General features: G+C 45.1%; 18 protein-coding genes. 10 read left to right on the top strand and 8 right to left on the bottom strand.

The genetic code is table 11. From position 1 onward, the window contains the following. Positions 1 to 17: 17 nt before the first annotated feature. From SB847_RS13615 to SB847_RS13605, 3 genes are all read left to right on the top strand, one after another. Positions 18 to 1,166: a CapA family protein gene (locus SB847_RS13615; RefSeq protein WP_007614174.1), complete on the top strand. Its 1,149-nt coding sequence runs from the start codon at positions 18 to 20 to the stop codon at positions 1,164 to 1,166. Between the two features lie 7 nt (positions 1,167 to 1,173). After that, positions 1,174 to 1,335 (top strand): extrachromosomal elements maintenance protein EdmS, encoded by a 162-nt coding sequence (edmS, locus tag SB847_RS13610; RefSeq protein WP_003151344.1) that lies wholly within the window; start codon positions 1,174 to 1,176, stop codon positions 1,333 to 1,335. Positions 1,336 to 1,485: 150 nt separating this feature from the next. Next, positions 1,486 to 2,721 carry a C40 family peptidase gene (locus SB847_RS13605; protein WP_410563837.1) on the top strand — a complete coding sequence of 412 codons (1,236 nt, stop codon included), beginning with the start codon at positions 1,486 to 1,488 and terminating at the stop codon, positions 2,719 to 2,721. 39 nt (positions 2,722 to 2,760) lie between these two features. Here SB847_RS13605 and SB847_RS13600 read toward each other — a convergent pair whose 3' ends face one another. From SB847_RS13600 to SB847_RS13590, 3 genes are all read right to left on the bottom strand, one after another. After that, positions 2,761 to 3,486, bottom strand: a complete 726-nt coding sequence (locus SB847_RS13600) for a sunset domain-containing protein (RefSeq protein WP_032876089.1) — start codon at positions 3,484 to 3,486, stop codon at positions 2,761 to 2,763. Positions 3,487 to 3,592: 106 nt separating this feature from the next. Further along, positions 3,593 to 4,450 (bottom strand): Cof-type HAD-IIB family hydrolase, encoded by an 858-nt coding sequence (locus tag SB847_RS13595; protein ID WP_410577951.1) that lies wholly within the window; start codon positions 4,448 to 4,450, stop codon positions 3,593 to 3,595. Positions 4,451 to 4,604: 154 nt separating this feature from the next. After that, a complete protein-coding gene (locus tag SB847_RS13590; protein ID WP_007407510.1) occupies positions 4,605 to 5,591 on the bottom strand; it encodes an LCP family protein in 987 nt (328 codons plus the stop codon). A gap of 304 nt (positions 5,592 to 5,895) precedes the next feature. Here SB847_RS13590 and SB847_RS13585 point away from each other — a divergent pair, with 304 nt between their 5' ends. Next, positions 5,896 to 7,272 (top strand): sugar porter family MFS transporter, encoded by a 1,377-nt coding sequence (locus SB847_RS13585; protein ID WP_038460090.1) that lies wholly within the window; start codon positions 5,896 to 5,898, stop codon positions 7,270 to 7,272. 93 nt (positions 7,273 to 7,365) lie between these two features. Continuing rightward, positions 7,366 to 8,778, top strand: coding sequence for a glycosyltransferase (locus tag SB847_RS13580; RefSeq protein ID WP_410563829.1), 1,413 nt, complete (start codon positions 7,366 to 7,368; stop codon positions 8,776 to 8,778). A 3-nt stretch (positions 8,779 to 8,781) separates the two neighbouring features. Here the strand turns inward: SB847_RS13580 and SB847_RS13575 are convergent, their stop codons facing one another. From SB847_RS13575 to gerBA, 3 genes are read right to left on the bottom strand one after another with little or no spacing between them, the layout of a single operon-like run. Then, on the bottom strand, positions 8,782 to 9,912 hold the full coding sequence (locus SB847_RS13575) for a Ger(x)C family spore germination protein (RefSeq protein WP_410563827.1): 1,131 nt from the start codon (positions 9,910 to 9,912) through the stop codon (positions 8,782 to 8,784). Then, complete coding sequence (locus SB847_RS13570; protein WP_285979970.1) at positions 9,909 to 11,015, bottom strand: GerAB/ArcD/ProY family transporter; 1,107 nt, start codon at positions 11,013 to 11,015, stop codon at positions 9,909 to 9,911. Before SB847_RS13570 ends, SB847_RS13575 begins: the two co-directional genes overlap by 4 nt. Before the next feature lie 5 nt (positions 11,016 to 11,020). Beyond that, complete coding sequence (gene gerBA / locus SB847_RS13565; RefSeq protein WP_285979969.1) at positions 11,021 to 12,472, bottom strand: spore germination protein GerBA; 1,452 nt, start codon at positions 12,470 to 12,472, stop codon at positions 11,021 to 11,023. 216 nt (positions 12,473 to 12,688) lie between these two features. Here gerBA and manA point away from each other — a divergent pair, with 216 nt between their 5' ends. Beyond that, on the top strand, positions 12,689 to 13,639 hold the full coding sequence (gene manA / locus SB847_RS13560; protein ID WP_410563823.1) for a mannose-6-phosphate isomerase, class I: 951 nt from the start codon (positions 12,689 to 12,691) through the stop codon (positions 13,637 to 13,639). 140 nt (positions 13,640 to 13,779) lie between these two features. Further along, positions 13,780 to 16,425: an N-acetylglucosaminidase gene (locus SB847_RS13555; protein WP_410563820.1), complete on the top strand. Its 2,646-nt coding sequence runs from the start codon at positions 13,780 to 13,782 to the stop codon at positions 16,423 to 16,425. 61 nt (positions 16,426 to 16,486) lie between these two features. Here the strand turns inward: SB847_RS13555 and SB847_RS13550 are convergent, their stop codons facing one another. Together SB847_RS13550 and SB847_RS13545 are read right to left on the bottom strand one after the other, a co-directional pair. Next, entirely contained in the window at positions 16,487 to 17,653 is a 1,167-nt protein-coding gene (locus SB847_RS13550) for a CDP-glycerol glycerophosphotransferase family protein (protein WP_410563817.1), read from the bottom strand. A gap of 32 nt (positions 17,654 to 17,685) precedes the next feature. Next, positions 17,686 to 18,456, bottom strand: coding sequence for a WecB/TagA/CpsF family glycosyltransferase (locus SB847_RS13545; protein ID WP_410577949.1), 771 nt, complete (start codon positions 18,454 to 18,456; stop codon positions 17,686 to 17,688). A gap of 355 nt (positions 18,457 to 18,811) precedes the next feature. Between SB847_RS13545 and tagD the strand changes: the two genes are divergently transcribed. From tagD to tagF, 3 genes are all read left to right on the top strand, one after another. Continuing rightward, on the top strand, positions 18,812 to 19,201 hold the full coding sequence (gene tagD, locus SB847_RS13540) for a glycerol-3-phosphate cytidylyltransferase (protein WP_003151361.1): 390 nt from the start codon (positions 18,812 to 18,814) through the stop codon (positions 19,199 to 19,201). A gap of 162 nt (positions 19,202 to 19,363) precedes the next feature. Then, positions 19,364 to 21,382 carry an alpha-glucosyltransferase N-terminal domain-containing protein gene (locus SB847_RS13535; protein ID WP_410577948.1) on the top strand — a complete coding sequence of 673 codons (2,019 nt, stop codon included), beginning with the start codon at positions 19,364 to 19,366 and terminating at the stop codon, positions 21,380 to 21,382. A 49-nt stretch (positions 21,383 to 21,431) separates the two neighbouring features. Continuing rightward, positions 21,432 to 23,597: a teichoic acid poly(glycerol phosphate) polymerase gene (gene tagF / locus SB847_RS13530; protein ID WP_410577946.1), complete on the top strand. Its 2,166-nt coding sequence runs from the start codon at positions 21,432 to 21,434 to the stop codon at positions 23,595 to 23,597. Positions 23,598 to 23,736: the final 139 nt, after the last annotated feature.

Genomic DNA, 23,736 nt, shown 5'->3' with positions numbered 1-23,736 from the left:
GTAAGGTGTGTCAAACGATGAAAAAACAATTAAGCTTTCAAGAAAAACTGCTGAAGCTGACCAAACAGCAGAAAAAGAAGACCAATCTTCACGTTTTTATCGCGCTGCCGATCGTCTTTTGCCTGATGTTCGTCTGCATCCTGACAGGGAAGGCGGAAACGCCGAGTGTGAAAAGAAATGCCGATGACCTTGTATCAGCCTCATTCGTCGGAGATATTATGATGGGCCGGAATGTCGAGAAAGTGACAAAGCATAAAGGCACGGAGAGTGTCTTCCGTTACGCAAAGCCATTCTTCGAAGCATCCGACTATGTGTCGGGGAACTTTGAAAACCCGGTTACATATAAAAAGAACTACAAAGAAGCAGAAAAAAATATCCACCTTCAGTCAAACAAAGATGCCGTAAAAGTATTGAAGGACATGAATTTCACCGTTCTCACGGCAGCCAACAACCATGCGATGGATTACGGCCCTCAAGGAATGCGGGATACGGTTGAAGAGTTTTCAAAGCAAAATCTTGAACTTGTCGGCGCAGGCCTCACGCTGAAGGAAGCCGAGCAGAACATTTCTTATCAAGATGTAAACGGAATCAAAATCGCAACACTGGGTTTCACTGATGTTTCCGGAAAAGGCTTTGCAGCTAAACGAAATGCGCCGGGTGTGCTTCCGGCCGATCCAGAGCTGTTTATTCCGATGATTTCTAAAGCCAAAAAGAAAGCCGATCTTGTCATTGTTCAAACACACTGGGGACAGGAATACGATAATGATCCGAATGACAGACAGCGCCAATTGGCAAGGGCAATGTCAGATGCCGGAGCGGATATTATCGTCGGACACCATCCGCACGTGCTAGAACCGATCGAAATGTACCACGGCACCGTTATTTTCTACAGCCTGGGCAACTTCGTATTCGACCAGGGGTGGACAAGAACGAGAGACACGGCGCTTGTTCAATATCATCTGCAGAAAAACGGCACGGGACGCTTTGAAGTCACGCCGATGAATATTCATGAAGCAACGCCTGCACCGGTTAAAAAAGGCAGCATCAATCATAAAACGATCGTACGTGAACTGACGAAAGAATCGAATTTCGATTGGAGCGTCAAGGATGGAAAATTAACGTTTGATGTGGATCACAGCGATATCTTAAAAAAGAAAGCGGAGTGAAAAACAAATGAAAATCATTAAAGCGGGATGGCCGTTTGCCGCGATCATTATGGTATTTATGTTTATGTCAGCGTTTAAATACAATGATCAGCTCACAGATCAGGAAAAACAAAAAATTGACACGGAAATGCAAAAAATTCAGCAAGAGGACACAGCGGGCGCAAAATAAGCGCATGATTCCGCTTGCCGGCATATTGTTTGTTCCGAATCCAGTAAAGAATGCCCATAACGGGCATTCTTTTTTTGTGTGCTCTCCTAAACATTTGTTAAAAGTTACCGATGTAAAAACTACTAAAAATGAGGAGAGTGAATAGAAAACATGCTCACAAGCTGGAGGAAGTACATCCTTGCCGGCCTTATGATTTGTCTTGTGGCACCTGCAGTAACGAGAACGGAAATTGCTGAAGCGGATTCTCAAGTTTCTGTCCTGATGGTTTCAGACGCGCAAAAACTTGTCGGAAATAAATATGTTTACGGAGGCGAAGAGCCTGAGGACGGTTTTGATCCGTCCGGATTGATGCATTATCTTTTCAGCAGACAGAACATCCATCTGCCGAGAACGGTCAGTGATCAATGGAAAGTCGGAGCTGCTGTCAAAGAAAATGACCTTTTACCGGGAGATCTTGTGTTTTTCAAAAAGTCGGATTCCACACAAAACGCGCCCGTCCATGACGGTCTTTATATCGGAAACGGAGAGATGATACACAGTTCTCCGTCAGAAGGCGTAACCGTCACACACTTTCAAAAAAGCAGTTATTGGATGAATTTATATCTTGGCGCAAAGCGGATTACAAAAGATCCGGAACTGGCTGATGATCCGATCGTTCAGGAGGCAGCCCGTTACCTCGACATTCCGTATGTATTCGGCGGAAGCACGCCCGAGGAGGGATTCGACTGTTCGGGGCTGGTCCAATATGTTTTTGAAAACAAGCTTCACATTTACCTGCCGAGATCTGCGGAACAGCAGTGGCTGGTCGGTGAGAAAATCAAACTGAGCGATATAAAGCCCGGGGACGTGATTTATTTCAGCGACACGTATAAAAAAGGAATTTCCCATGCGGGCATTTATGCGGGAGAGGGAAGATTCATCCAAGCGAGCCGCTCCGCAAAAGTCACCATTTCTTACTTGTCGGAAGATTACTGGAAAAAACATTTTACGGGGGTGCGCCGATTCAGCAATTTAGCCATTTCTAAAGAAAATCCCGTTGTGTCCACAGCGGCCGATCATATCGGAATTTCTTATCTGAAAGGCGGCGTTTCACCGGAAACCGGCTTTGATACGGCGGGATTTGTTCAATACATCTATCAAAAAGCGAAAGGAATCAGCCTGCCGCGTTATGCGGACAAGCAGATGCAGGCGGGCGTTCCGGTCGATAAACAAGATCTGAAGCCCGGCGATCTGGTCTTCTTTAAAGCGGAAAGCCTGAATCCGGCCATTTATATCGGGAACGGACAAGTGATTCATGTCACCGTGTCCGCAGGCGTTACCATAACAAATATGAACACAAGCGCTTATTGGAAGGACAAATATGCGGGCAGCATCCGGCTTCCGTAAAAAAAAGACGTCAGAGAGTGTCTCTGACGTCTTTTTCTTTTACCGTTTCGGCGCTCTGTATCCGGCCGCTACCGCATCCTCTACGGAACAGAACATTTCCGCGGGATCTGTCGTCCGGTCGTAGTATGTACTTCCCGGCGTGTGATAAATGCCGTTCCGGCTGCCTTTAATATCGCATCCCTGTGAGGTGCCGGCTGCTTTCGTTTCGGCATGTCCGCCGGAGGAAGGGGCGTTGTTTTGCGCCGTTTCCGCGTTTTCGGATGTTTTTGTTTCTGCTTTCTGCCGCTTTAAAGTTTTATTTTCTGACTGAAGCGTTTCAGCGGTCTTTTCGAGCTTCTTTTGTGAATTTTTTAATTTCTCATTGTCTTGTTTGAGTGATTTGTTTGTTTTTTTCAGCTCACTTATCTCTTGGCTGAGTTTGCTGAGTTTTTCTTCATTGCCGGCTTCGGCTTCGGATTTCTCCTTTTCGGCCGCGGCACTGATGCTTTCATATTTTTTCTCAAGCGCCTGGTGTTCCTTCGTCAATTTTTGATAAGCGGTATCAAGGGTGCTGTATTTCTCCTCTGCCTTCTCGGCCGAGGCGTCCGGTTCTGCGAGGGAGGCACCTGTCAGAAGCAGGATAAATCCGCCGATGAGAAGGGGCCAAAACAGCTTTTTTGAAAAATGTTTTTCTTTTTTTGCCGCTTTGCATATGAGATGGAATATTCCGTATCCGACTGCGCAGAGAAAAGCTAAACATCCTATAATAGCGATTGCATTCGACATCATGAAACTCCTTTTTTCTTTATCTTACAATTTATTTTCATTTTTGGGAATTTCTTTTTTTCGGAAACATGAAAAACCAGGCCGTGAAAGACCTGGCTTTTGCCTTTTATTGATCGTTGTCGAGAAGCAGGTTGATGAAATATGCGACGCCGTTTTCATCGTTGCTTTTTGTAATATACGTGCTTTTTTCCTTCAGTTCATCAATCGCATTGCCCATGGCGATGCGGTTTCCCGCCGCTTCAAACATGGAGAAATCATTCGGGCTGTCGCCGATGGCGTAAATATCCTGTTTTTCAATTCCGTACAGTGAGGCAAGCTCCTTCAGAGCACGTCCCTTTCCGGAACCGGCAGGGAGGATTTCGATAATGTGTTTCCCGGAAGATGTCTGGGATAATTTCGGATGATGTGTAATTTCTTCTTTGGCGTTTCTCAGTTTTTCCATATCAAAAGAGAAACAAAGAAGCTTGTAAACATGTTCGTCTCCGTTAAAAATCGCCTGTATATCCTGCACGGGTTTAATGCCGAATTGTTTGAACTGCGTCTTTGCGCCCTCCCATAATGTCCGAATATCTTCCTTGGGATTGGCGCTTTTCAGAATGTCCAGTTCTGCCTGCAGTTTGGACTCGCCGTCAAATGGGGACAGCAGATGATCATCTGTATAGACCTCAAAGTAAATGTCTTTGTCCGTTAAATAAGCGGCGATATCCTTCCCGGCCTGCTGATCCATTAAGAGCCGGCTGACGAGGCGGTATCCTTTGTCATGGACTGTCCCGCCGTTTGCCGCAATGATCGGAATATCCAAATCCTTTAAGAGCGCTTTTACATCAAACGTGGCTCTGCCCGTGCAGATGGCCACGAGAATGCCCGCTTCATCCGCTCTTTGTAAAGCCGCTCTGTTTTCCGGAGAAATCACACTGTCCGAGTTCAGTAATGTGCCGTCTAAGTCAATGGCTATCAATTTCATATGTATGGATGCCCTCCTTAAAAATAAAGCTGCTTCATGTAGTATGTTCAGCTTTGTGCGAAATCAGCAGAAAGCCGTCAGTTAAAAGGCTATACCTTCATGTCCTTTTTTTCAACAGAAAAACGGCGGGATTTGCTAATCCCGCCGTGACATCTTACGCGTTTAAATCATTTTTTAATTTCGTTTTCACTTCTTGAAGGTTTTCCTCATTCAGCTTGAAGTAATAAATATTTTTGCCGTACTGAGGAGTGTAAATATAGCTGTCTGAACCTGTCAGCTGCAAAGAATCCACCGATTTCAGCGATGTGATAAACGGGAACAGACCGATGGCGTCATTAAGAGATAAGTTCATTTTTAAGTTTTTCCCTAAGCTGTCGACGATATCATCATAAGATGGGATCGAGCTTAACGATTTAGATTTTTTAATAATGGCGCTCAGCACTTCCATCTGTCTTTGTCCGCGCATCAGATCGGTGTCCGCTTTGCGTGTTCTTACATAAGCCAGCGCCTGCTCACCGTCAAGCGTCTGAACGCCCGGCTTCAGCACGACTTTTCCTTTTGTATCGACTTTAATACGATCGGCAATTTTTTGGCTTTTCACATTTACCGTAACGCCGTTCAATTCATTGACGACATCGCGGAACGCGTCGAAGTTGCTCTCAACCACATAATCTACCGGAATATCAAGCATGTTTTCTACTGTTTTATAAGTTAAATTATAACCGCCGTAAGCATGTGCGTGCGCGAATTTGTCATAGCCGTGTCCCGGGATGTTGACATAGGAATCCCGCGGAATGCTGAGCATCGTCGCTGTTTTCTTTTTCCGGTTGAAGGTGACGAGCACGTTGGCGTCACTTCTTGCGTCATCTACTGATTCGCCCTTATTGTCACGGGCGTCTATTCCTAAAAGCAATACGGTGAAAGAATCCTTCTTCGGGTCAAATTCTTTGATCCGTTTTACGGACTGGTCGCCGCGGTCAAGGCTGACGTGCGCTTCTTTGGTCGCATTATTCAATTTCACAAATGCGTAGGTGCCGACGGAACCGGCGATCACCAATAAGAAAGCGGCGAATACCAGTACAAATTTCACCCATTTTCTGAGGCGTCTTTTCTTTTTTCTGCGTTGAGATCGTTCTTCCATATCATTACCTCTCGTTTCTATTCTTTGTGAAGCGTACCATAATTGTTGACTTGGAGCAACTCTGCAAATGAGAAAATTCCAAATCTTTCTCTCTATTTCGACAACATCTACTGTTATTTTTGCATCAGGTTCACATTATATTGGACGGCAGGAAGCGGGAAATGTTTCGTCGCTTTGTAAAAAATAATTAGTAAAATAATGGATATTAAGGGTGCGGAAGGTTTGAAACGGACGGAAACAGGTAAAAGAAGCAGTAGAACAATTCCGCGCGGATACAGCGTTGGATGAAGGGAGTCTACATAACATGAAAAGCATACACTCGAATAAATGGCTCTATTTTTTCGGCGCACTCGGCGGCGCGTTATACGGATATGATACCGGAGTCATTTCCGGAGCTATTTTATTTATGAAAAAAGAACTGGGACTGAACGCCTTTACAGAAGGCCTCGTCGTCAGTTCGTTATTGGCGGGGGCGATTCTCGGGTCGGGATTCGCCGGCAAACTGACCGACCGGTTCGGCAGGCGGAAGGCCATCATGGGAGCGGCGCTGCTGTTTTGTATAGGCGGTTTAGGAGTCGCTTTTGCCCCGAATACAGAGGTGATGGTTCTTTTCCGGATCATTCTCGGACTGGCTGTCGGAACATCTACAACGATCGTTCCGCTCTATTTATCGGAGCTGGCTCCGAAACATAAACGGGGGGCGCTTTCTTCGCTGAATCAGCTGATGATTACGGTCGGAATCCTCGTTTCTTATATCGTGAACTATATATTTGCCGATGCAGGCGCTTGGCGCTGGATGCTTGGACTTGCGGTTGTGCCGTCAGTCATTCTGCTGATCGGAATCTTATTTATGCCGGAAAGCCCGCGCTGGCTGTTTACGATCGGCAAAGAAGAGAAAGCAAGAGAAATCCTTTCATCATTGCGGGGAACGAAGAATATTGATGATGAGATTGATCAGATGAAAGAAGCGGAAAAGGAAAACGAAGGCGGCTTGAAAGAATTGTTTGAGCCGTGGGTGAGACCCGCGCTGATTGCGGGCCTTGGACTTGCCTTTTTACAGCAATTCATCGGGACAAATACAATTATTTATTACGCCCCGAAAACATTTACCAGTGTCGGGTTCGGCAATTCCGCGTCTATATTGGGAACTGTCGGAATCGGCGCCGTCAATGTCATCATGACGCTTGCGGCTATTAAAGTCATTGATAAAATCGGCCGGAAGCCGCTGCTGCTGGCCGGAAATGCGGGCATGGTCATCAGTCTGCTCGTATTGGCCGCGGTCAATCTCTTCTTTGAACATTCAGCAGCCGCATCATGGACAACGGTGATTTGTTTAGGCCTGTTTATCATTGTGTTTGCGGTCAGCTGGGGGCCTGCCGTGTGGGTCATGCTTCCTGAATTATTCCCGCTGCATGTCCGGGGTATCGGGACGGGTGTCTCCACTTTGATGCTGCATGCCGGAACATTGATTGTCTCATTAACCTATCCGATGTTAATGGAAGCAGTCGGCATCAGCTATTTATTTCTTATTTATGCCGCGATCGGGATACTGGCATTCCTGTTCGTCTGGTTTAAAGTGACCGAGACGAAGGGGAAAAGCCTTGAAGAAATTGAGCAGGATCTGAAAAGCCGTAACGGAGGCTCGGGATCAGAATCAAATCGGCGGACAGTTCATCCGTAATATTCAGTTTTAGGGGGGGCGGTTATTCACCGGCCCCTCAAAACGGATGCGGGCAGGCGCCCGGTCACATAAATGACGGGGATATGTCATACGTTGTATAAAGTCACGATAAAGGCGGGGATGCCGGTGAAAACGAGTATTATTATCCTTACATATAATGAACTTGAGCTGACGAAAAAATGTCTGGCCAGCATTGAACGATACACCGACAAAGATAAGATTGAACTGATTATAGTTGACAACGGTTCCTCAGACGGAACGAGAGAATACATATCAAATCTGCCTGACATCAAAGTCATCCTAAATGAAAAAAACCTCGGGTTCGCCAAAGGGTGCAACCAGGGTATCGAAGCGGCAGGGGGAGAAAATCTGCTGTTTCTGAACAACGATACGATGGTCACGAAAAATTGGCTCACCTCCATGCTGAGGGTGCTGTATCATTCTGAAAAAGCCGGTATGGTCGGGCCCGTCAGCAACTATGTCAGCGGCGCGCAAATGATCCATGACGCATATCAATCGCTTGATGAGCTGGAGTCATTCGCGGAGGCGTATTGCGCACGGGAAAAGCATCATACAAAGCGGGTGCTGCGCCTTGTCGGCTTCTGTCTTCTGGTGAAAAGAAGCGTCATTGAAGACATCGGCCCGTTCGATGAACAATTCGGATACGGTTCTTTTGAAGATGATGACCTATGTCTGCGCGCCCTGCAAAAAGGCTACAGCCTGCACATCGCCCTCGATGCTTTTGTGCATCACCACGGGCACGCGACGTTTACGGCTAATCAGGATATCAATATCAATCAGTTATATTCGGAGAACCGCCAGCGGTTTACGGAAAAATGGGGCACTGATTTTACGTACTTTACTCATCCGAGACCGGAAATTGCGGAGCTCGTTCCCCGGGAGGCGAAACGGATACTTGATGTCGGCTGCGGCGCGGGGGCTACGGGGCTGGAACTTCAAAACAGACAGCCTTGCGAACTGTACGGAATAGAACTGCACCCGCTGGCGGCGCAAGCGGCAAAAGGACACTATGAAGCGGTGCTGCAGGAAGATGTCGAAGAAGTGAAGCTGCCTTATCCGGAAGGCTTTTTTGATTGCATCATTTTCGCGGACATCCTTGAGCACTTAAAAGACCCGTGGCGCGTCATTGAAACGTATTCATCCTATTTGTCGCCTGCCGGATCAATCGTTTGCAGCATTCCGAATATTTCCCACGCCGAAGCGCTGTTCCCGCTTCTGCTCGGTGACTGGACATACAGAGACGCCGGCATTCTCGACCGCACCCACTTGCGGTTTTTTACGCCGCAGACGGTGCGCACGCTCTTTCCGGAAGAGACATTTGCTGTGAAAAAGCAGTCCTATACGTATGTTCACGTGGATGAGCGGGTGCAGCTGTTTTTACAGGAAATCACACGAATGGCGCAATCGATGCAATTTCCGGTGACACAACTGCCCGAACAAAGCCGGATTTATCAAATTCTCCTCCGTGTCGAAAAAACAGGCTGAAGGCTACCGTCCCATCGTTCCGAAGTTGGTAATCTTAATGGAAACATCATAGTCAAAAGCCGCTTCGGAGAAGGTCTCATCCCAATGATGCTTTACTTTCTTCCAATAGTCGGGATATTGAATGCGGACTCTGTCAGAAAAGAATACAGGGTCCGTTTCATATTGATTCTGCAGCTTTTCGATGACTTCTTTCACATCGCTTTTCAGTTTTTTTTCGAAAATCTTTTCCAGCCCGTTTAAATAGTGCTGATCGAATGAATCTTCTCCGGCATATTGATCCTCTGACAAAAGTCCTTTTGTTTTTACCGCTACATGAAATGACAGCTTCCCGTTTTTCAGCCTGGGAGTGATGGTAGATGTTGATTTTTTGATCTCGAAGGTAATCGGGTGCCCCCCTTTATCCAAAGCGGGCAGCACGCCGCCCCGTATCGTCCCCATCAGCCAATTCAGGCTCTGTATTTCGTATGATGACAGAAAGCCCGCCAATCTGTTTTGTTTTGCGTTTTTGATAATGGCCGCTCCGTCATACACCGTTTTTCCTTTTTGATTGCTGACGGCCTGAATGAGAAAACTGAGTTTATTATGGCAGTAAATCGAAGCTCTCCCGATTCGGAGCGGTTTTAAAATCTTCCCGTTGTAGCCGCCGTTGTTCGTAAGGTCGATCAGCTTTTCCGCGGCCATGGGCTGCTGCTGATTCGGCGTCGGCTCCGTCAGAATATCGGAAGCTTTTCCTCTTGCCGCGAAGAGATAGCTGCTCCGCCGTAATTCATCATCGCGGATAAAATGATTCATCATCTGCAGTATATTTTGGTCGGCCAGCAATTTGTCGCTGAATATCAGCACTTTTAAGTGATCGCTGTAAACAGGCGGATCTTTTAAAGCGACTTCACTGACGGCTTCAAGAATGGTATCCCCCCGCGTCGTCACATTGACAAACACGGGCCGGCCGGAAGCTTGGCTGTTTTCACTTTGGGGCAGCAGGTTTTGATAGGTTAATTTATATCGGCGGTCACTCGTCTCGTCTATCGCCAGTCCCCGGGCGAAAGATAGCTTTTCGACTTCCTTCGCGTCCCAGCATCCTGAAAGCGTCATCAGTATGAAAAGCGCCGCCGCCCATTTGATGAAAAGTGTCATGACGTCTGTTTCCTCCCGGCTATTTTTTTCATCCAGCTGACAAACCAGATGAGAAAAGGAATCATAATGACGGCAAAAAACGCATATCCGAGAATATTCGCGAATGCAAACACACTGTTGATATCATCGGGGTACATTGAAAGGCCGAATGTCACTGCCAATAAGCCTCCCAGCAGCCAGGCATTGTTTTTATTTTTCAGTTTGAAAATGGTGTTTAATCCGAGATGCGCTCCTTTAAAAGAGCCGAGCATACAGGTAAACTGCTGGCATGTCCACGTGATTAAAAGAAAGATATCAAACCGCTCAATGAAAATACCCCGGATTTCTAAGGCGTGAATCAGGGAAATGGTCGGATACGTCACCGTTTTGGCTTCAGCGACCGACATACAGCCGATGACGACAAGCAGCGTAATGCTGTAAAATAAGCCTGCGCTGGCGATGCCGAAGACAGCAGCCTTTTTCGCCTGCTTCGGTTTTTTCATAAACGGCACCAGATACAGAATCACCTCAAGTCCTGAAAAATACAAAAGGGTCCGCGGAAACATCTCAAAAAAGCTTTTGTAGCCTCCTTCCATGACCGGGCGGACGAAATCCAGATTAAACAGTCTCAGGCTGAATATAAGCAGCATAATCAGAATGACGATCGTAACCGGGAACAAATAGGCATAAAGCTTTGAAATGGGATAGACCCCGCCGGTCACATGGTAGATGCCGACCGCCAGAAAGATGAATATGACGACACCCATCGGCGTATTTTTCAGTAAAAAGTAATTGATGACTTCACCGAGAAAACGGGCTTGAAAACAGACGGTGACGACAAAATAACAGCTGATGAATAAATTCAGAAGAGAACCGATAGCTCGGCCCATGATGCTTTGATTCAGCTCATAAATGGTTTCCCCGCTGTTTTTCTGCAAAAACGGCATAAAGAGCAGGACGATGCCGATAAACACGACACTCTGCACAAGAATAATGATCCATCCGCTCGGACTGTCCGCTGTTGCGGCGGAGCGCGGCAGTGTTAACACGCCCGCTCCGATCATTGTTCCGCTTACCATGAGAAGTGTCTGCATAAACGACAGCTTGTCTTCCGGTTTTTTCATGGGGATCACCTTTGCTTGATTTTATCTTTCGTCTCTTTTCTGGTCGGCCGTTTTTTCAAAAGAGGCGTCGGCAGTCTGACGATCGTATCTTTTAAGTCTTGGCCAGGCTGCGCCATGATCGGAATAAGATAGTCCTGACCGAAGCTTTTCAGACGCATCAGATGGCCGATGACAAGCAGATAGCACATGATCAGTCCGTATAAACCTAATATCGCCGACAGAATCATTGAAAAAATACGGATGAGCCTCAGCGGAAAATTGAACGCATAGGAGGGCGCCGTAAAAGAAGCCAACGCCGTAACGGATACGACAATGACCATCATCGCGCTGACAATATTCGCCTGAACGGCGGCCTGTCCGATCACCACGCCCCCGATCAGGCCGATCGTCTGTCCGATCGGCTTCGGCAGCCTGAGTCCGGCTTCTCTGATCATCTCGATCGTAAAAATCATGATGAACGCTTCAACAAAAGGAGGGAACGGGACATTCAATCTGCTTCCGGCAATCGTAACCGCCATTCTCGTCGGCAAAAGCCCCGTGTGAAACGTAACGAGCGATATGTAAAGGCCGGGTAAATAAATCGTGATTAAAATGCATGTATACCGAAGCAGCCTGAGAAAGGTAACCGGAACCCACCGCTGATTATAATCGTCAGGTGAGTGGATAAATTCATCAACGGTAGCCGGCACCAAAAGGGTAAAAGGCGTTCCGTCTACAAGAATGGAGACCCTTCCTTCCAAAAGAGCGCCCATAACCCGGTCGGGCCGTTCGGTCGTCAAGACGGTCGGGAAAATAGAATACGTGTTATCTTCAATAAGCTGCTCGATCGCTCCTGATTCCGGAATGTCGTCAATGGTGATCGAATCCAGTCTTTTCATCACTTCTTTTACAACATCATCAGGCGCGATATCCCGAATGTAAGCAACGGCGATCCGCTTTTTTGTCCGTTCGCCGAGTGTGATCTCTTTGATCTGGAGGTTGGGATCACCGGACTGCTCGCGCAACAGCGCCGTGTTTGTTCGGAGCTTTTCGACAAAACCTATCCTCGGTCCTCGTTCAAGCACTTCTGAAGACGGTTCTTCAATATCACGCATTTTAAATGTTTCCGTCTCAAACGAAAGAGCTTCCTCCCATCCCTCCGCCAGCAAAACCGATTTGCCGGAGAAAATGTCTGCCTCCGCGTCCTTAAGTGAAGAAAGCCGGGTATGACGATAGCCGAAAGAGATGGATGACGGCGGTGTTTCAGCCGGTTCCTCTTGATGCCGGGCGGCCGCCTGCACGGGCGAAATAATATATTCCGCAAGCAATTGATTGTCGGTCAGTCCGTCTATATATATAAGACAGGCGTCACATTTGCCGTTTCCGTACGTAAACGAATAAAACATCATGTCATCGCTTTGGCCGAACCGTTTTTTCAGCACTTCAAGGTTTTTGCCGAGCTCCGCATGTATCGTCAAAATGTTCCCCCCCTTTCCATCAGTTATTTTAATTTGCGACAAACAAGGCATTTTATTCTGGAATAGGAAATGACTGAGCATTCCGCCCCATCCGAATGGTATAATGAGCAGGTCAGCCATTATACATATTGTTTTTAACCGCGGCTCCCTCCGTGTTTTAAAAAAGACACAGGGGGAATGGGATATGAGCCGCTTTTTAAGGGGAGGGGAACGAACATGACGCAAGAGCCGATTTTTTTACAGCCTGTATGTAAAGAAAAACTATGGGGCGGCACGTTATTACGCGAACGATTCGGATACGACATACCTTCAGAAACAACCGGCGAATGCTGGGCGATTTCAGCCCATCCGCACGGAATGAGCACGGTCAAAAGCGGTCCGTATCAAGGGAAAACCTTGATGGAACTGTGGGATCAGCATAGAGAATTATTCGGCGGAACGGAAGGGGACCGATTTCCGCTGCTGACGAAAATACTGGACGTCAAACATCATCAGTCTGTTAAAGTCCATCCTGACGATTATGACGCCGAGGAGCATGGACTGGGCGAAACGGGGAAATCTGAGTGCTGGTACATTATTGACTGTAAAGAAAATGCGGAAATCATATACGGTCACACGGCCCGTTCGAAAGCGGAACTTGTCACCATGATTAACAGCGGTGACTGGGAAGGCCTGCTGCGCCGCGTGAAGATCAAACCCGGCGATTTTTATTATGTGCCGAGCGGAACCATCCATGCCATTTGCGCGGGGGCGCTCGTGCTTGAAACACAGCAGAATTCAGAGGCCGCCTATCGGATATATGATTACGGGCGTACAGATCAAAACGGCCAGGCACGTGAGCTGCATATCCGCGATGCCGTCAACGCCGCCACCGTTCCTCATGTGGACGGATTTTTAGATGAATCAACTGAAACGAGAAAAGGCGTCACCATCAAAACCTTTGTGCAGGGAGAATATTTTTCTGTATACAAATGGGATATCAGCGGGACGGCGGAAATGACCCAGGACGCTCCGTTTATGCTGTGCAGCGTCATAGAAGGAAGCGGCTCCATCATCTGTGAAGGCAAGTCTGCCAAGCTTGAAAAAGGCGCGCATTTCATACTGCCGGATCAGATGCCAGACTTTACGATAAACGGAGATTGCACGCTCATCGTTTCTCATATATAAAACCAAACTTAATCCCAGCTCTGGGATTAAGTTTTTTTTATTTGGAAAATTGGGTGGTTTCTCTCTGTAAAAATGAAGAAGGCCGGCCGATAAATAAACTAGTTTGATAGAAACCAATTGAATCAGAAAGAGGAGAAGGAATGAAAAAGAGATTCGTTGCACCTATGTTATTGTCCGCCGTTTTCCTTGTCTTTTGCACCCTTACACAGCCCGCTGAGGCCGCATACAGCGACTACTCCGTTTACGAGCTGGAAACGAAGCAGCAATTTGCTTCTGAGAACGAGGCGCTTCAAGCGGCAGCCAAATTGAAAAAGGATACGGGGTGGCAGGCTGACGTAAAGAAAGCCGGAAATACGCCGCTCACTTATCAAATCTCAGCTTCAGGCTTACACGATGAAACGGATGCGAAAACCGTGCTGAAAGATTTTACGAAGCAGACGGGCGTGACCGGCACTTACAGCGCAAGCGGAAGCAAACAGCCGTACGTGACCGTCACATCAGGCGTTCTATCAGACGAGCGGCAGACGAAAAATCTTCTTGCCGAACTGACGAAAAAAACGAGCGTGACCGGCGCCGTCAAGGCGGCGGGGACAAAACAGCCGTATATGCAGGTCGTGACTGCTGAGATGGCGGCCGAAGCAGACGCAAAAGCGCTCTCGCAAGCGTTGACAAAGCAGACGGGCGTGAAAGCGTCATACCGTCAGGTCAAACGGGAAACAGCCCGGTTTCAGATCCAATCAGGAACCATCTCCGGCGATCAAAAAGCCGCTCAAATCCAAACTGATTTTCAAAAGGAAACAGGATTGCAGTCGTCGCTGAAAGTCACGGCAAAGGCCAGTCCGAATATCACCGTGACAGCCTCTGACATTTCAAATGCAAATGCTGCGGCAGGTTTAGCGAAACAGCTTCAGCAGAAAACGGGCGTCAAAGGGAATGTTCAAAAGTATGCCCAAAGCAAAACAGCAACCGTGTACAACGTGCAGTCAGGATATTTTAACGGAGTAAGCGCCGTGCAAAATGCTATCACCCAAATCAAGAAGAATACGGGTGTCAGCGGAAGCTATCAAAAAGCCGGCAAGAAAAATAATTATACGGTCGCGATGAGCGGACTGACGGCTAAGCAGCTGCAAAGTGTTCAAGCTTTCTTTAAAAAGAAAAAATGGCATTGCGACGCATCGCCTGTCAAAAAGACAGCATCAGTGTCCGTTTATCGGATCACGGCAGGGCAGCTTACCGCTGCACAGGCAGATCAAGCGGAGGCGTTTTTCCGCCAGCAGCATGTAAAGACGGCAAGAACAGCGGCGGGAAAAACAGCAGAAAACGAATATCAGCTGCTTTCTCAGCAGACGGCAGACCAGTCGAAGATAAAAAAAGGATTGAATCTGCTGGCGGGATATAAACTGACTGCCATTTCAAAAACGATATCCAAGCAGACGGACACAACGTACCAAGTCACAACCGAATCACTGCTTGATACGGCAAAGATCAATCGTTCGCTGGACTTTTTCAAAGGGAAAAAAGTATCTGCCTCCGCACAGAAAACAGGTGAAGCGGCGTATACACAATTCAGAATTGAAACGGCACCGCTGCTTAAAAAGGAAGACATTGACCGCGTGACTGCTTTTTTTAAGCAAAACAAAGCGGCCGGAACTGTGAAGGAGACGGGGAAAACCGGCTCTGCACAGTACGTCATCAAAACCGAAACATTCAGCAGTAAAACCGTTTTAAATAAAAGCATGAGCTTTTTCAGCGCCAAACAATTACAGGCCGGCTATACGAGTGAAAGCCATCCGGTTTATGAACTCCGCATTCGCAATCAATTCACGGGAGCGCAGTCAGCGGACGCCGCCTCCCAAAAGCTGAAAAAGCTGTACGGATGGACGATGGCTATTTTGAAAATAAAAAACGGACCGCAAATCATGAATACCAATTACAACATCTCGCTGGCAGATATGGTCAAAAAACAAATGACAGTCAGCCCGCAGACTGATGCCGCGGCTTATGCATCGCTTACGTACATCAATACGGCCTCCGGAACGGTCACAGCCGACGTCCTGAACGTCCGGTCAACCCCGGAAGTCAGCTCCGGCAATATTATCGGGCAGTTGAAAAAAGGTGATAAAGTCAGCATCACAGGCCAGACAAACGGCTGGGCCAAACTCAGCATGGGCTGGAGAAACGCCAGCAGTGACGAAGTCGGGCAGTATGTCAATCCGGCTCAATTCGCACAAGACAGCAAGTATTACTTTCAATTTCTGAAGCTCTCTCAGGCAGCCGGACTGAACGCATCGGAACTGAATCAAAAAGTGCTGGTCAATAAAGGAATACTGACAGGGAAAGGCCAGGCCTTTATTACAGCCGCCGGCAAATACAGCATCAATGAAGTGTATTTGATTTCGCATGCTTTGCTTGAAACGGGCAATGGCACGTCAGAGCTTGCGAACGGCATTATGTATAATGGTAAAAAGGTTTACAACATGTACGGCATCGGGGCTTATGACAGCAATCCGAATTACTACGGCGCACAATACGCGTATAATCAAGGCTGGTTTACTCCGGAAGCCGCGATTATCGGCGGAGCCCAATTTATCGGTGCCTCTTATATTCACAATCCTTCATACGAGCAGGATACGCTGTATAAAATGAGATGGTCCCCAGCCGCGGCCCATCAGTATGCGACAGACATCGGCTGGGCGTATAAGCAGGTAAACCGCATGTACAGCTTATACTCACTGCTGGATGACTATACGCTTTACTATGATGTTCCCGTGTATATGAAAGTATAAAAAAAGGGCTGAAGTGTATGCTTCAGCCCTTTTTTCATGCAAAAAACACCCGCCGTCGGATTCAGGCAGGTGCTTCAGCACAATTTTTCATTTTTGTTTCCGCAAATTTCAATAACGCTTCACTCGAATTCCCATCTGAATACATATTCCATTTGTCCGAGAACCGCTTCATTTCTTCTGCACGAAATGGCTTTTTCGTCATTTCCTCCAGAAGGGCTTCGCTGTCATGACAAGCCTTTCCGGGAATGACGGAAGTATAATTGTCGATTAAACCGCGCTTTTGATCATATTCCTCCAGATCATACGTGAAAAAGAAAATCGGTTTATTTAAGAGCGCGAATTCAAAAGGCACAGAAGAGTAATCCGTAATTAAAATATCAGCCGCTTTCAAGAGATCATGAAGACGCATGTCAGACACGTTCTTGATCAGTTCGCTTTCAAACGAAGCCGAAATATGATGCAAAACGGCAGGATGAAGCTTTACAAGCAGCATATACTCTCCGTTTAACGCGTTTGTGAGCTGTTCTTCGGTGAATGGCAGCCGAAAGGATTGCATATCATAATCCCTGAATGTCGGTGCGTACAAGATGATTTTTTTCGGCCATTTGTGCTTCAGTTCGGGCTTGTGTTCTTCATAATAGACGTCAGTCAGGGGGACACCCGTTTTTAACAGCTGGCCGTCCCGTATGCCGAACGACTTTTTAAAAACGTCAGCCATCGCGTCTGAGCCGACGGTGACAAAGTCAAACGAGCGGTACACTTTTTTAAAACGGCTGATGTCTGATGCCGGGCGGTTTTGATTCGTCACATCCTCAAGGCCGAACTTTTTCAAAGAGCCGTTCGCATGCCACACCTGAATGCATGTCGTTTGCGGCCGGCGGTTTAAGGCGCTTGTCATGAGGAAATAGTTATCCGTTATCACCACTTTGCTCTTAAAAAGGATCAAAACAGCCTTCAAAAGATGCAGCGGATGTTTTTCGTTCACATAAAAAGAGCCGACACCTTCCAGCTCTTTTTTCAGACTGACGGCGTGTCTCGTATACAAAACCGTCACTTCATAAGAAAGCGATTCAGCGTGCGCTTTGTAAGAACGGATGAGAGCCTGCGCATTCTCCTCAAAAGATACCAGCAGGGTCAGATGGTTCTTGGGCTTTACAGGCTTGAACAAAACGCCGAGAACAGACAGATATATAGAATAAAAAGCGGCGAATAAAGATCGCAGGTTCATAGATTACCAATCTCTTTTGCTGTTTTATTTGTTTAAAGCTGTTTCGTTTGATCTTCTGCCTGCTTGGAATACAGGCTTTTATTTGATTTATTATTTCTCAAAACGGTAAAAGCATACTTCGGAATGTTCAGCATCCTTTTCCATCTCCACGGATTCGTCACCAGTCTGTACAGCCATTCCAGATTCGTTTTAATCATCCATTCAGGGGCGCGTTTCACCGTTCCGCTGAACACATCAAAGCTTCCGCCCAAACCGATCGATACAGCCTGAGGAAAAAGATGTTTGTATTCATAAATAAATTGTTCCTGATGGGGATATCCTAAGGCGACAAACACGAGATCGGGTTTCGCCCGGGAAATCTGTTTGGCGACGAAGCGTTTATCCGCTTCATAACCGTTGCTGGCTCCGACAACCTCAATATTCGGATACTCTTTGCTGATCCGGTTCAAAACGGCGTCAAGCACGTCTTGTTTAGCTCCGTATAAAAATATTTTTTTAGTTTGCCGGTTTGCGAGGCCGAGCAGCGCAAGAAACACATCGAATCCCGCAATTCTTGATTTCAGCGGGTGCTGCGTCAAACGTGACATTAACACGACGCCGATACCATCCGGCAGGACGAAATCCGCGGATGAAATGACTTGATGATAACCTTTGTCTTTCGCCGCAGCGTATCCGATCTCAGGATTGACCGTCGCAATGACGGCTCCTTGCTTTTGTGCGATATAATAAGTGTCTAAATATGAAATAAACTCCTGTAAATTTCCATTAACATAAGAAAGGTTGTGCACCATTTCAGTCTGCATCTGCCGTCCTCCTTTTTGTACGGGATTTTCTTTCACTTTTTCGTGACTTAGGCTAAGCTTTATTTTAACATAATACCTTCAGATAAACTTAACAATAGTTTTACAAAAATATAAATAAGATAACAATTTCTTTAATCATACGCGCAAAAACCCTGCTAAACTCCTATTGTAATAACATTTGTTAATAAGTGGATTTTAACTTCGTTTTACATTGGCTTAACCTTTTCAGGGCTATGTGATATAATGAGGTTCCATGAGTACGAAATTGGCACTTTAGTGATTAAGGATACAGCTGCGCAGCATTTCAGGGCAGTTGCTTGTTATACGTATGATGATAGAAAGGAGCTTTTGTTTCATGAAGAAGGTCATTACTTACGGTACGTTTGATTTACTGCATTGGGGTCATATTAAACTGCTTGAGCGCGCAAAGCAGCTTGGGGATTACCTTGTTGTTGCCATCTCAACAGACGAGTTCAACCTGCAAAAACAAAAAAAGGCCTACCACAGCTATGAACACAGAAAGCTGATTCTGGAAACGATCCGTTATGTCGACGAAGTCATTCCGGAAAACAGCTGGGATCAAAAAGTACGTGACGTAGCGGATCACAACATCGACGTGTTCGTAATGGGAGACGATTGGGAAGGCAAATTCGATTTCCTTAAAGATCAATGCGAAGTCATCTACCTCCCTAGAACCGAAGGCATTTCCACCACACAGATTAAAAAAGAAATTGCCGGGGTGTAATACGGAATTATAATAGATTGAGTGAAAAACCATCAAAGTACTTCTTATTTATTGATAAGAAGTACTTTTTGATGCTTAAATTGGTTTTGCTAATTTAATCTGCGGGAATAGTATTATTTTGCAGTGTTTTACTAAATTCATATGGTGAAAGGGAGAAAAAATTTGTCCAATCAGCCTATTAACTATAATAATGAGCTTCCCGATATGATGTATTATTTTATCTCAGGCGGACTGCCGGATAATTACGGCGGTCTGACCAAATCACTATTATTGCGTTCTAAACTATTCGGAGAAGAAAGCCAAAAGAAAACCGCCTTTCTTACTTTTAGATTTGATTTAGAGTTTGCTAGAAAAAAGAACGAGCTGTTTGAAAAGGGAAAAGCTGACTCTGAATACACTCAAGTTATAAACATGTATGATGACTTTTTAAGTAAAAAAACAAAAGGCAAGCGGATTTATTCGGAGAAAATTGAGCTGGAACAAATAAAAAGACATGTCAGCAAGGGGAAAGTAAGCAAGGCAATTTCAAAAATCTTCGGCAAATCATCAAATGATTATATTCTTTCCTATTATTCAGGCGGTGCGGCGGTGCGTTACGTAGACTATCTGAATGATGAGAAACAAGTAATCAAAAGAGAAGAATACAATAAAGAAGGAAAACCCGTCATTGTCTCTCATTTTGACACAAAGATTAATCAAATTTTCCTTCAGGAGTTTATCAACAGCGAAAGTGTCGTTTACCTGGAAAAACACTACATGTGGGACAGCCAAAGTGAAGAAGTGAAATTTACCCATTTTACGTGGTACACGGAGGAAGGTCCATTAACATTTAAAGATGAATCTGAGCTGCGCCGGTATTGGATAGACGTTCTTCAAAATGAAAACGATCAGCCTAAACTATTTCTGGTAGACAGCAGACCTCAGGACAAACATGTCTTCAGAGTGAAAAAAGCGCCGTCATCATATTATGCCGCGATTATTCACAATAAACATTATGGTGATAATAAATTCCAGATCAAAGGGCGTTATAAAGAAGTTTTTGGCCAGATGAATAATCTGGATGCTGTATTTTTTATTACTGAGGAGCAGATTGCAGATTTCATTTTGATTACAGGGGAAAAAGAGACTTTCTTTTTTACGCCGCATACCATTAATAAACCGCTTGATGAAGAGGTACTGAACGTTCCGAGTGAACGAAATAAAGCGGTTATTATCTCAAGGCTTGCCGCGATGAAAAACCTGACGCATGCCGTTAAAGCGTTCAAACTTGTCGTAAATGAAATCCCGGATGCAAAACTGGAAATATTCGGGTCCGGAGAAGATACAGAAAAAATCAAAAAGGAAATTGAAGCTCAAAACCTCCAGAATAATGTATTGCTGAAAGGCTACACGAATAACCCTGATTACGAGTTTCAAAAAGCGTGGCTGACAATTTCAACTTCTCACTTTGAAGGCTTCGGTCTGTCCAACATGGAAGCATTGAGCAACGGATGCCCTGTGGTAACTTACGATTATGATTACGGTGCCAGAAGCTTGGTAGAAGACGGAGTAAACGGCTATGTAATCGAGCAATATAATATAGAAAAATTAGCCGAGGCCATTGTCTCTTTAATGAGAGATGACAGCACTCATCAACAATTTTCACGTCAGGCCTTTAAAATGGCTGAGAAATACTCAAAGCCAAATTATATTAAAAATTGGTCATATGCTCTTTCCAAAATGATTGAAGTGAGAAAAGAAAAGGAACGGCTCGCTGAAAAAGCCGGTTCTAAAGAACAGCCGATTACATCCTTTGAAAATAACGGCACCGGATTGGCGATCAGCGTTTCAGTGTGCGATCAGAATGATGGCTTTGAAAAAGTCAGACTGGTCGGGATTGATCGGAAAAACAAAGCTGAAATCATCTCCGTATCCGCTGATCAACCGGCTCAGCCATTTACTATTGATTTTGAAAAGGATATCAAAAAAGAAAAAATCGATGCTAATCATACTTCGGTTCTTGACTTTTACATTCAGTTTGTAACAGCTGACCATATCAGTATTCTTAGAAGGGTATCCAGCCGTGAAGTTATTTTCGGCGAAAAGGAACGGTTTATGAATAACGGATATACTTTCGAACCTTATACGACTGTGAAAGGGAATTTCTCTATTAAATTAAACAAAAAGGATCACATCGATTAAGTAAATCGGCAAAGTGAAGAGCTTTAATACAGAGGAGCAGAAAATAAGTATGGATGAAAATACTGTGAGTAAATGTATTTTGAAAAGCTTAAAAAATAATGTGGGCGATCTGGCGCTCTCTATTTCACTTGAAAGCGAAGAACCGTTAGCTGAGGAAGTGAAATGTTATTTAAAATTAAAAGAACGGCGTTCCGGAGCCGAGGACTTTATTATTTTAGAGAAAGAGAGCCCGGCTCAATACAGCGCATCAATTAATATTCACTCGTTTCCTGAACCTTTAGAAATGGGACAGACTTATGATTTTTATGTGGTACTTGGTGAACCGGAAGCGGAAGAAGAAGAACAGCCGCAGCAGGTGCGTTTATCTGTGGAAGCTGAAGCGATTGAGCGTGCCTACCACCTTGATCATACGACTGAGCTGTTAATTTTGCCTTATACAACCGATAAGGGGAATTTTTCCTTAAAGGTAAAAAGAGAAGCGAAGATTGTGAAGTTTGATGAGATTCAGCTGAAGGCAGAAGAAATTATGATTTCAGGGTATGCAGGATATCTAAGTTCGGAGAATCAGCTTTCAGTTAAAAACCTGCAATTTGTCATTAAAAAAGGGGGAGAAGACCCCGTAGAAAAACATTTCCCTATTGAAATGACGAAAAAAACGGAGAATATTGAACAGCTTCGGGAAGATGCATTCACCCCTGAAATTTTTGATTTCCAAATAAAACTTCCATTAAAAGATATTCCTTATTCTCTGGAAAAACGGTTTGTCTACCGTATGTTTATGGAGTTTCATTGTGAAAACGACGAAGCTGAACCTATTGTTCTCAGCAGCACTCCGCTTGTGCTCGGAGACAGAAAAAATAAACTGAAAGGCCTCATAAGCGTTGTGAATAAAGACAGCGGGCCGGTCAGATATGAAGTATATAAAAAGAAGAAAAAGCAGACTGTCTGTATCCGTGTGAACGACTACAGCCTGAAAACAAGGATGAGATACTTCATAAAAGGGAAGAAAAAACGTTTCATTTCCAAAATGAAAAAACTGAAAAAACGCAGAAATTCCCTTATTACGAAAGGTTATAAAGTTGTTTTCAGAATGGCGAGCAAAATGCCAGTTAAAAGCAAGACCATTATTTTTGAAAGCTTTAACGGCAAACAATACAGCTGTAATCCGAGAGCAATTTATGAATACATGCAAATCAATCACCCGGAATATAAAATGTATTGGAGCGTAAATAAACAGTATGCAGCGCCTTTTAAAGAGAAGGGCATTCAATACATTAACAGGCTTTCTATCAAGTGGCTGTTTGCTATGGCGCGGGCAGAATATTGGGTCGTCAACAGCCGTCTGCCTTTATGGATTCCAAAGCCGGAACATACAACCTATCTTCAAACATGGCACGGGACGCCTTTAAAAAGACTTGCAATGGATATGGAAGAAGTTCATATGCCGGGTACTAATACGAAAAAATATAAAAAGAATTTTATTAAAGAGGCATCCAATTGGGATTATTTAATTTCCCCTAATGCCTACTCGTCTGAGATATTTGCGCGCGCCTTCCAGTTCGATAAAACTATGATTGAATCAGGCTATCCGAGAAATGATTTTCTTCATAATGACAATAATAATGAGACAATCACAGCGATAAAAAGAAGGTTAAACCTGCCTGAGGATAAGAAAATTATTCTTTATGCGCCGACATGGAGAGATGACCAGTTTTATGCTAAAGGGCGTTATAAATTTGACCTTGATTTAGACCTGCATAAATTAAGGGAAGAGCTCGGGGATGAATATCTCGTTATTCTGAGAATGCATTATCTTGTGGCCGAAAATTTTGACCTCGGTCCGTTTGAAGGGTTTGCTTACGACTTTTCTGCACACGAAGATATTCGGGAATTGTATATGATTTCAGATCTGTTAATCACCGATTACTCTTCTGTATTTTTCGATTTTGCAAATCTGAAACGCCCGATGCTGTTTTTTGTTCCCGATATTGAAACATACCGGGATAAACTCAGAGGGTTTTACTTCGATTTTGAGAAAGATGCTCCTGGTCCGTTAGTGAAAACGACAGAGGAAACGATCGAGGCAATTAAACATATTTCATCACCGGATTATCAGCACCCGGTTTCATTCAAACCTTTTTATGACAAATTCTGTTATCTTGAGTCAGGACATTCTTCTGAGAAAGTCGTAAAGATTGTGTTTGAATCTGAATAATAGAAAAACCCCTTTGTATCAAGGGGTTTTTCTATTATGCTTTACAAACCTTTTAGCAGCATTTGCATGCGGCTTGAAAGTGAAAAAAAATTTGATTTCTGGTACAATTATCAGCGATGCTTTATAAAATCAAATCAAC

Origin of the sequence: Bacillus sp. SIMBA_026 (assembly GCF_046535335.1) — a bacterium.
Classification (GTDB): domain Bacteria; phylum Bacillota; class Bacilli; order Bacillales; family Bacillaceae; genus Bacillus; species Bacillus velezensis.
This window is presented reverse-complemented; position numbering and strand designations above follow the sequence as displayed.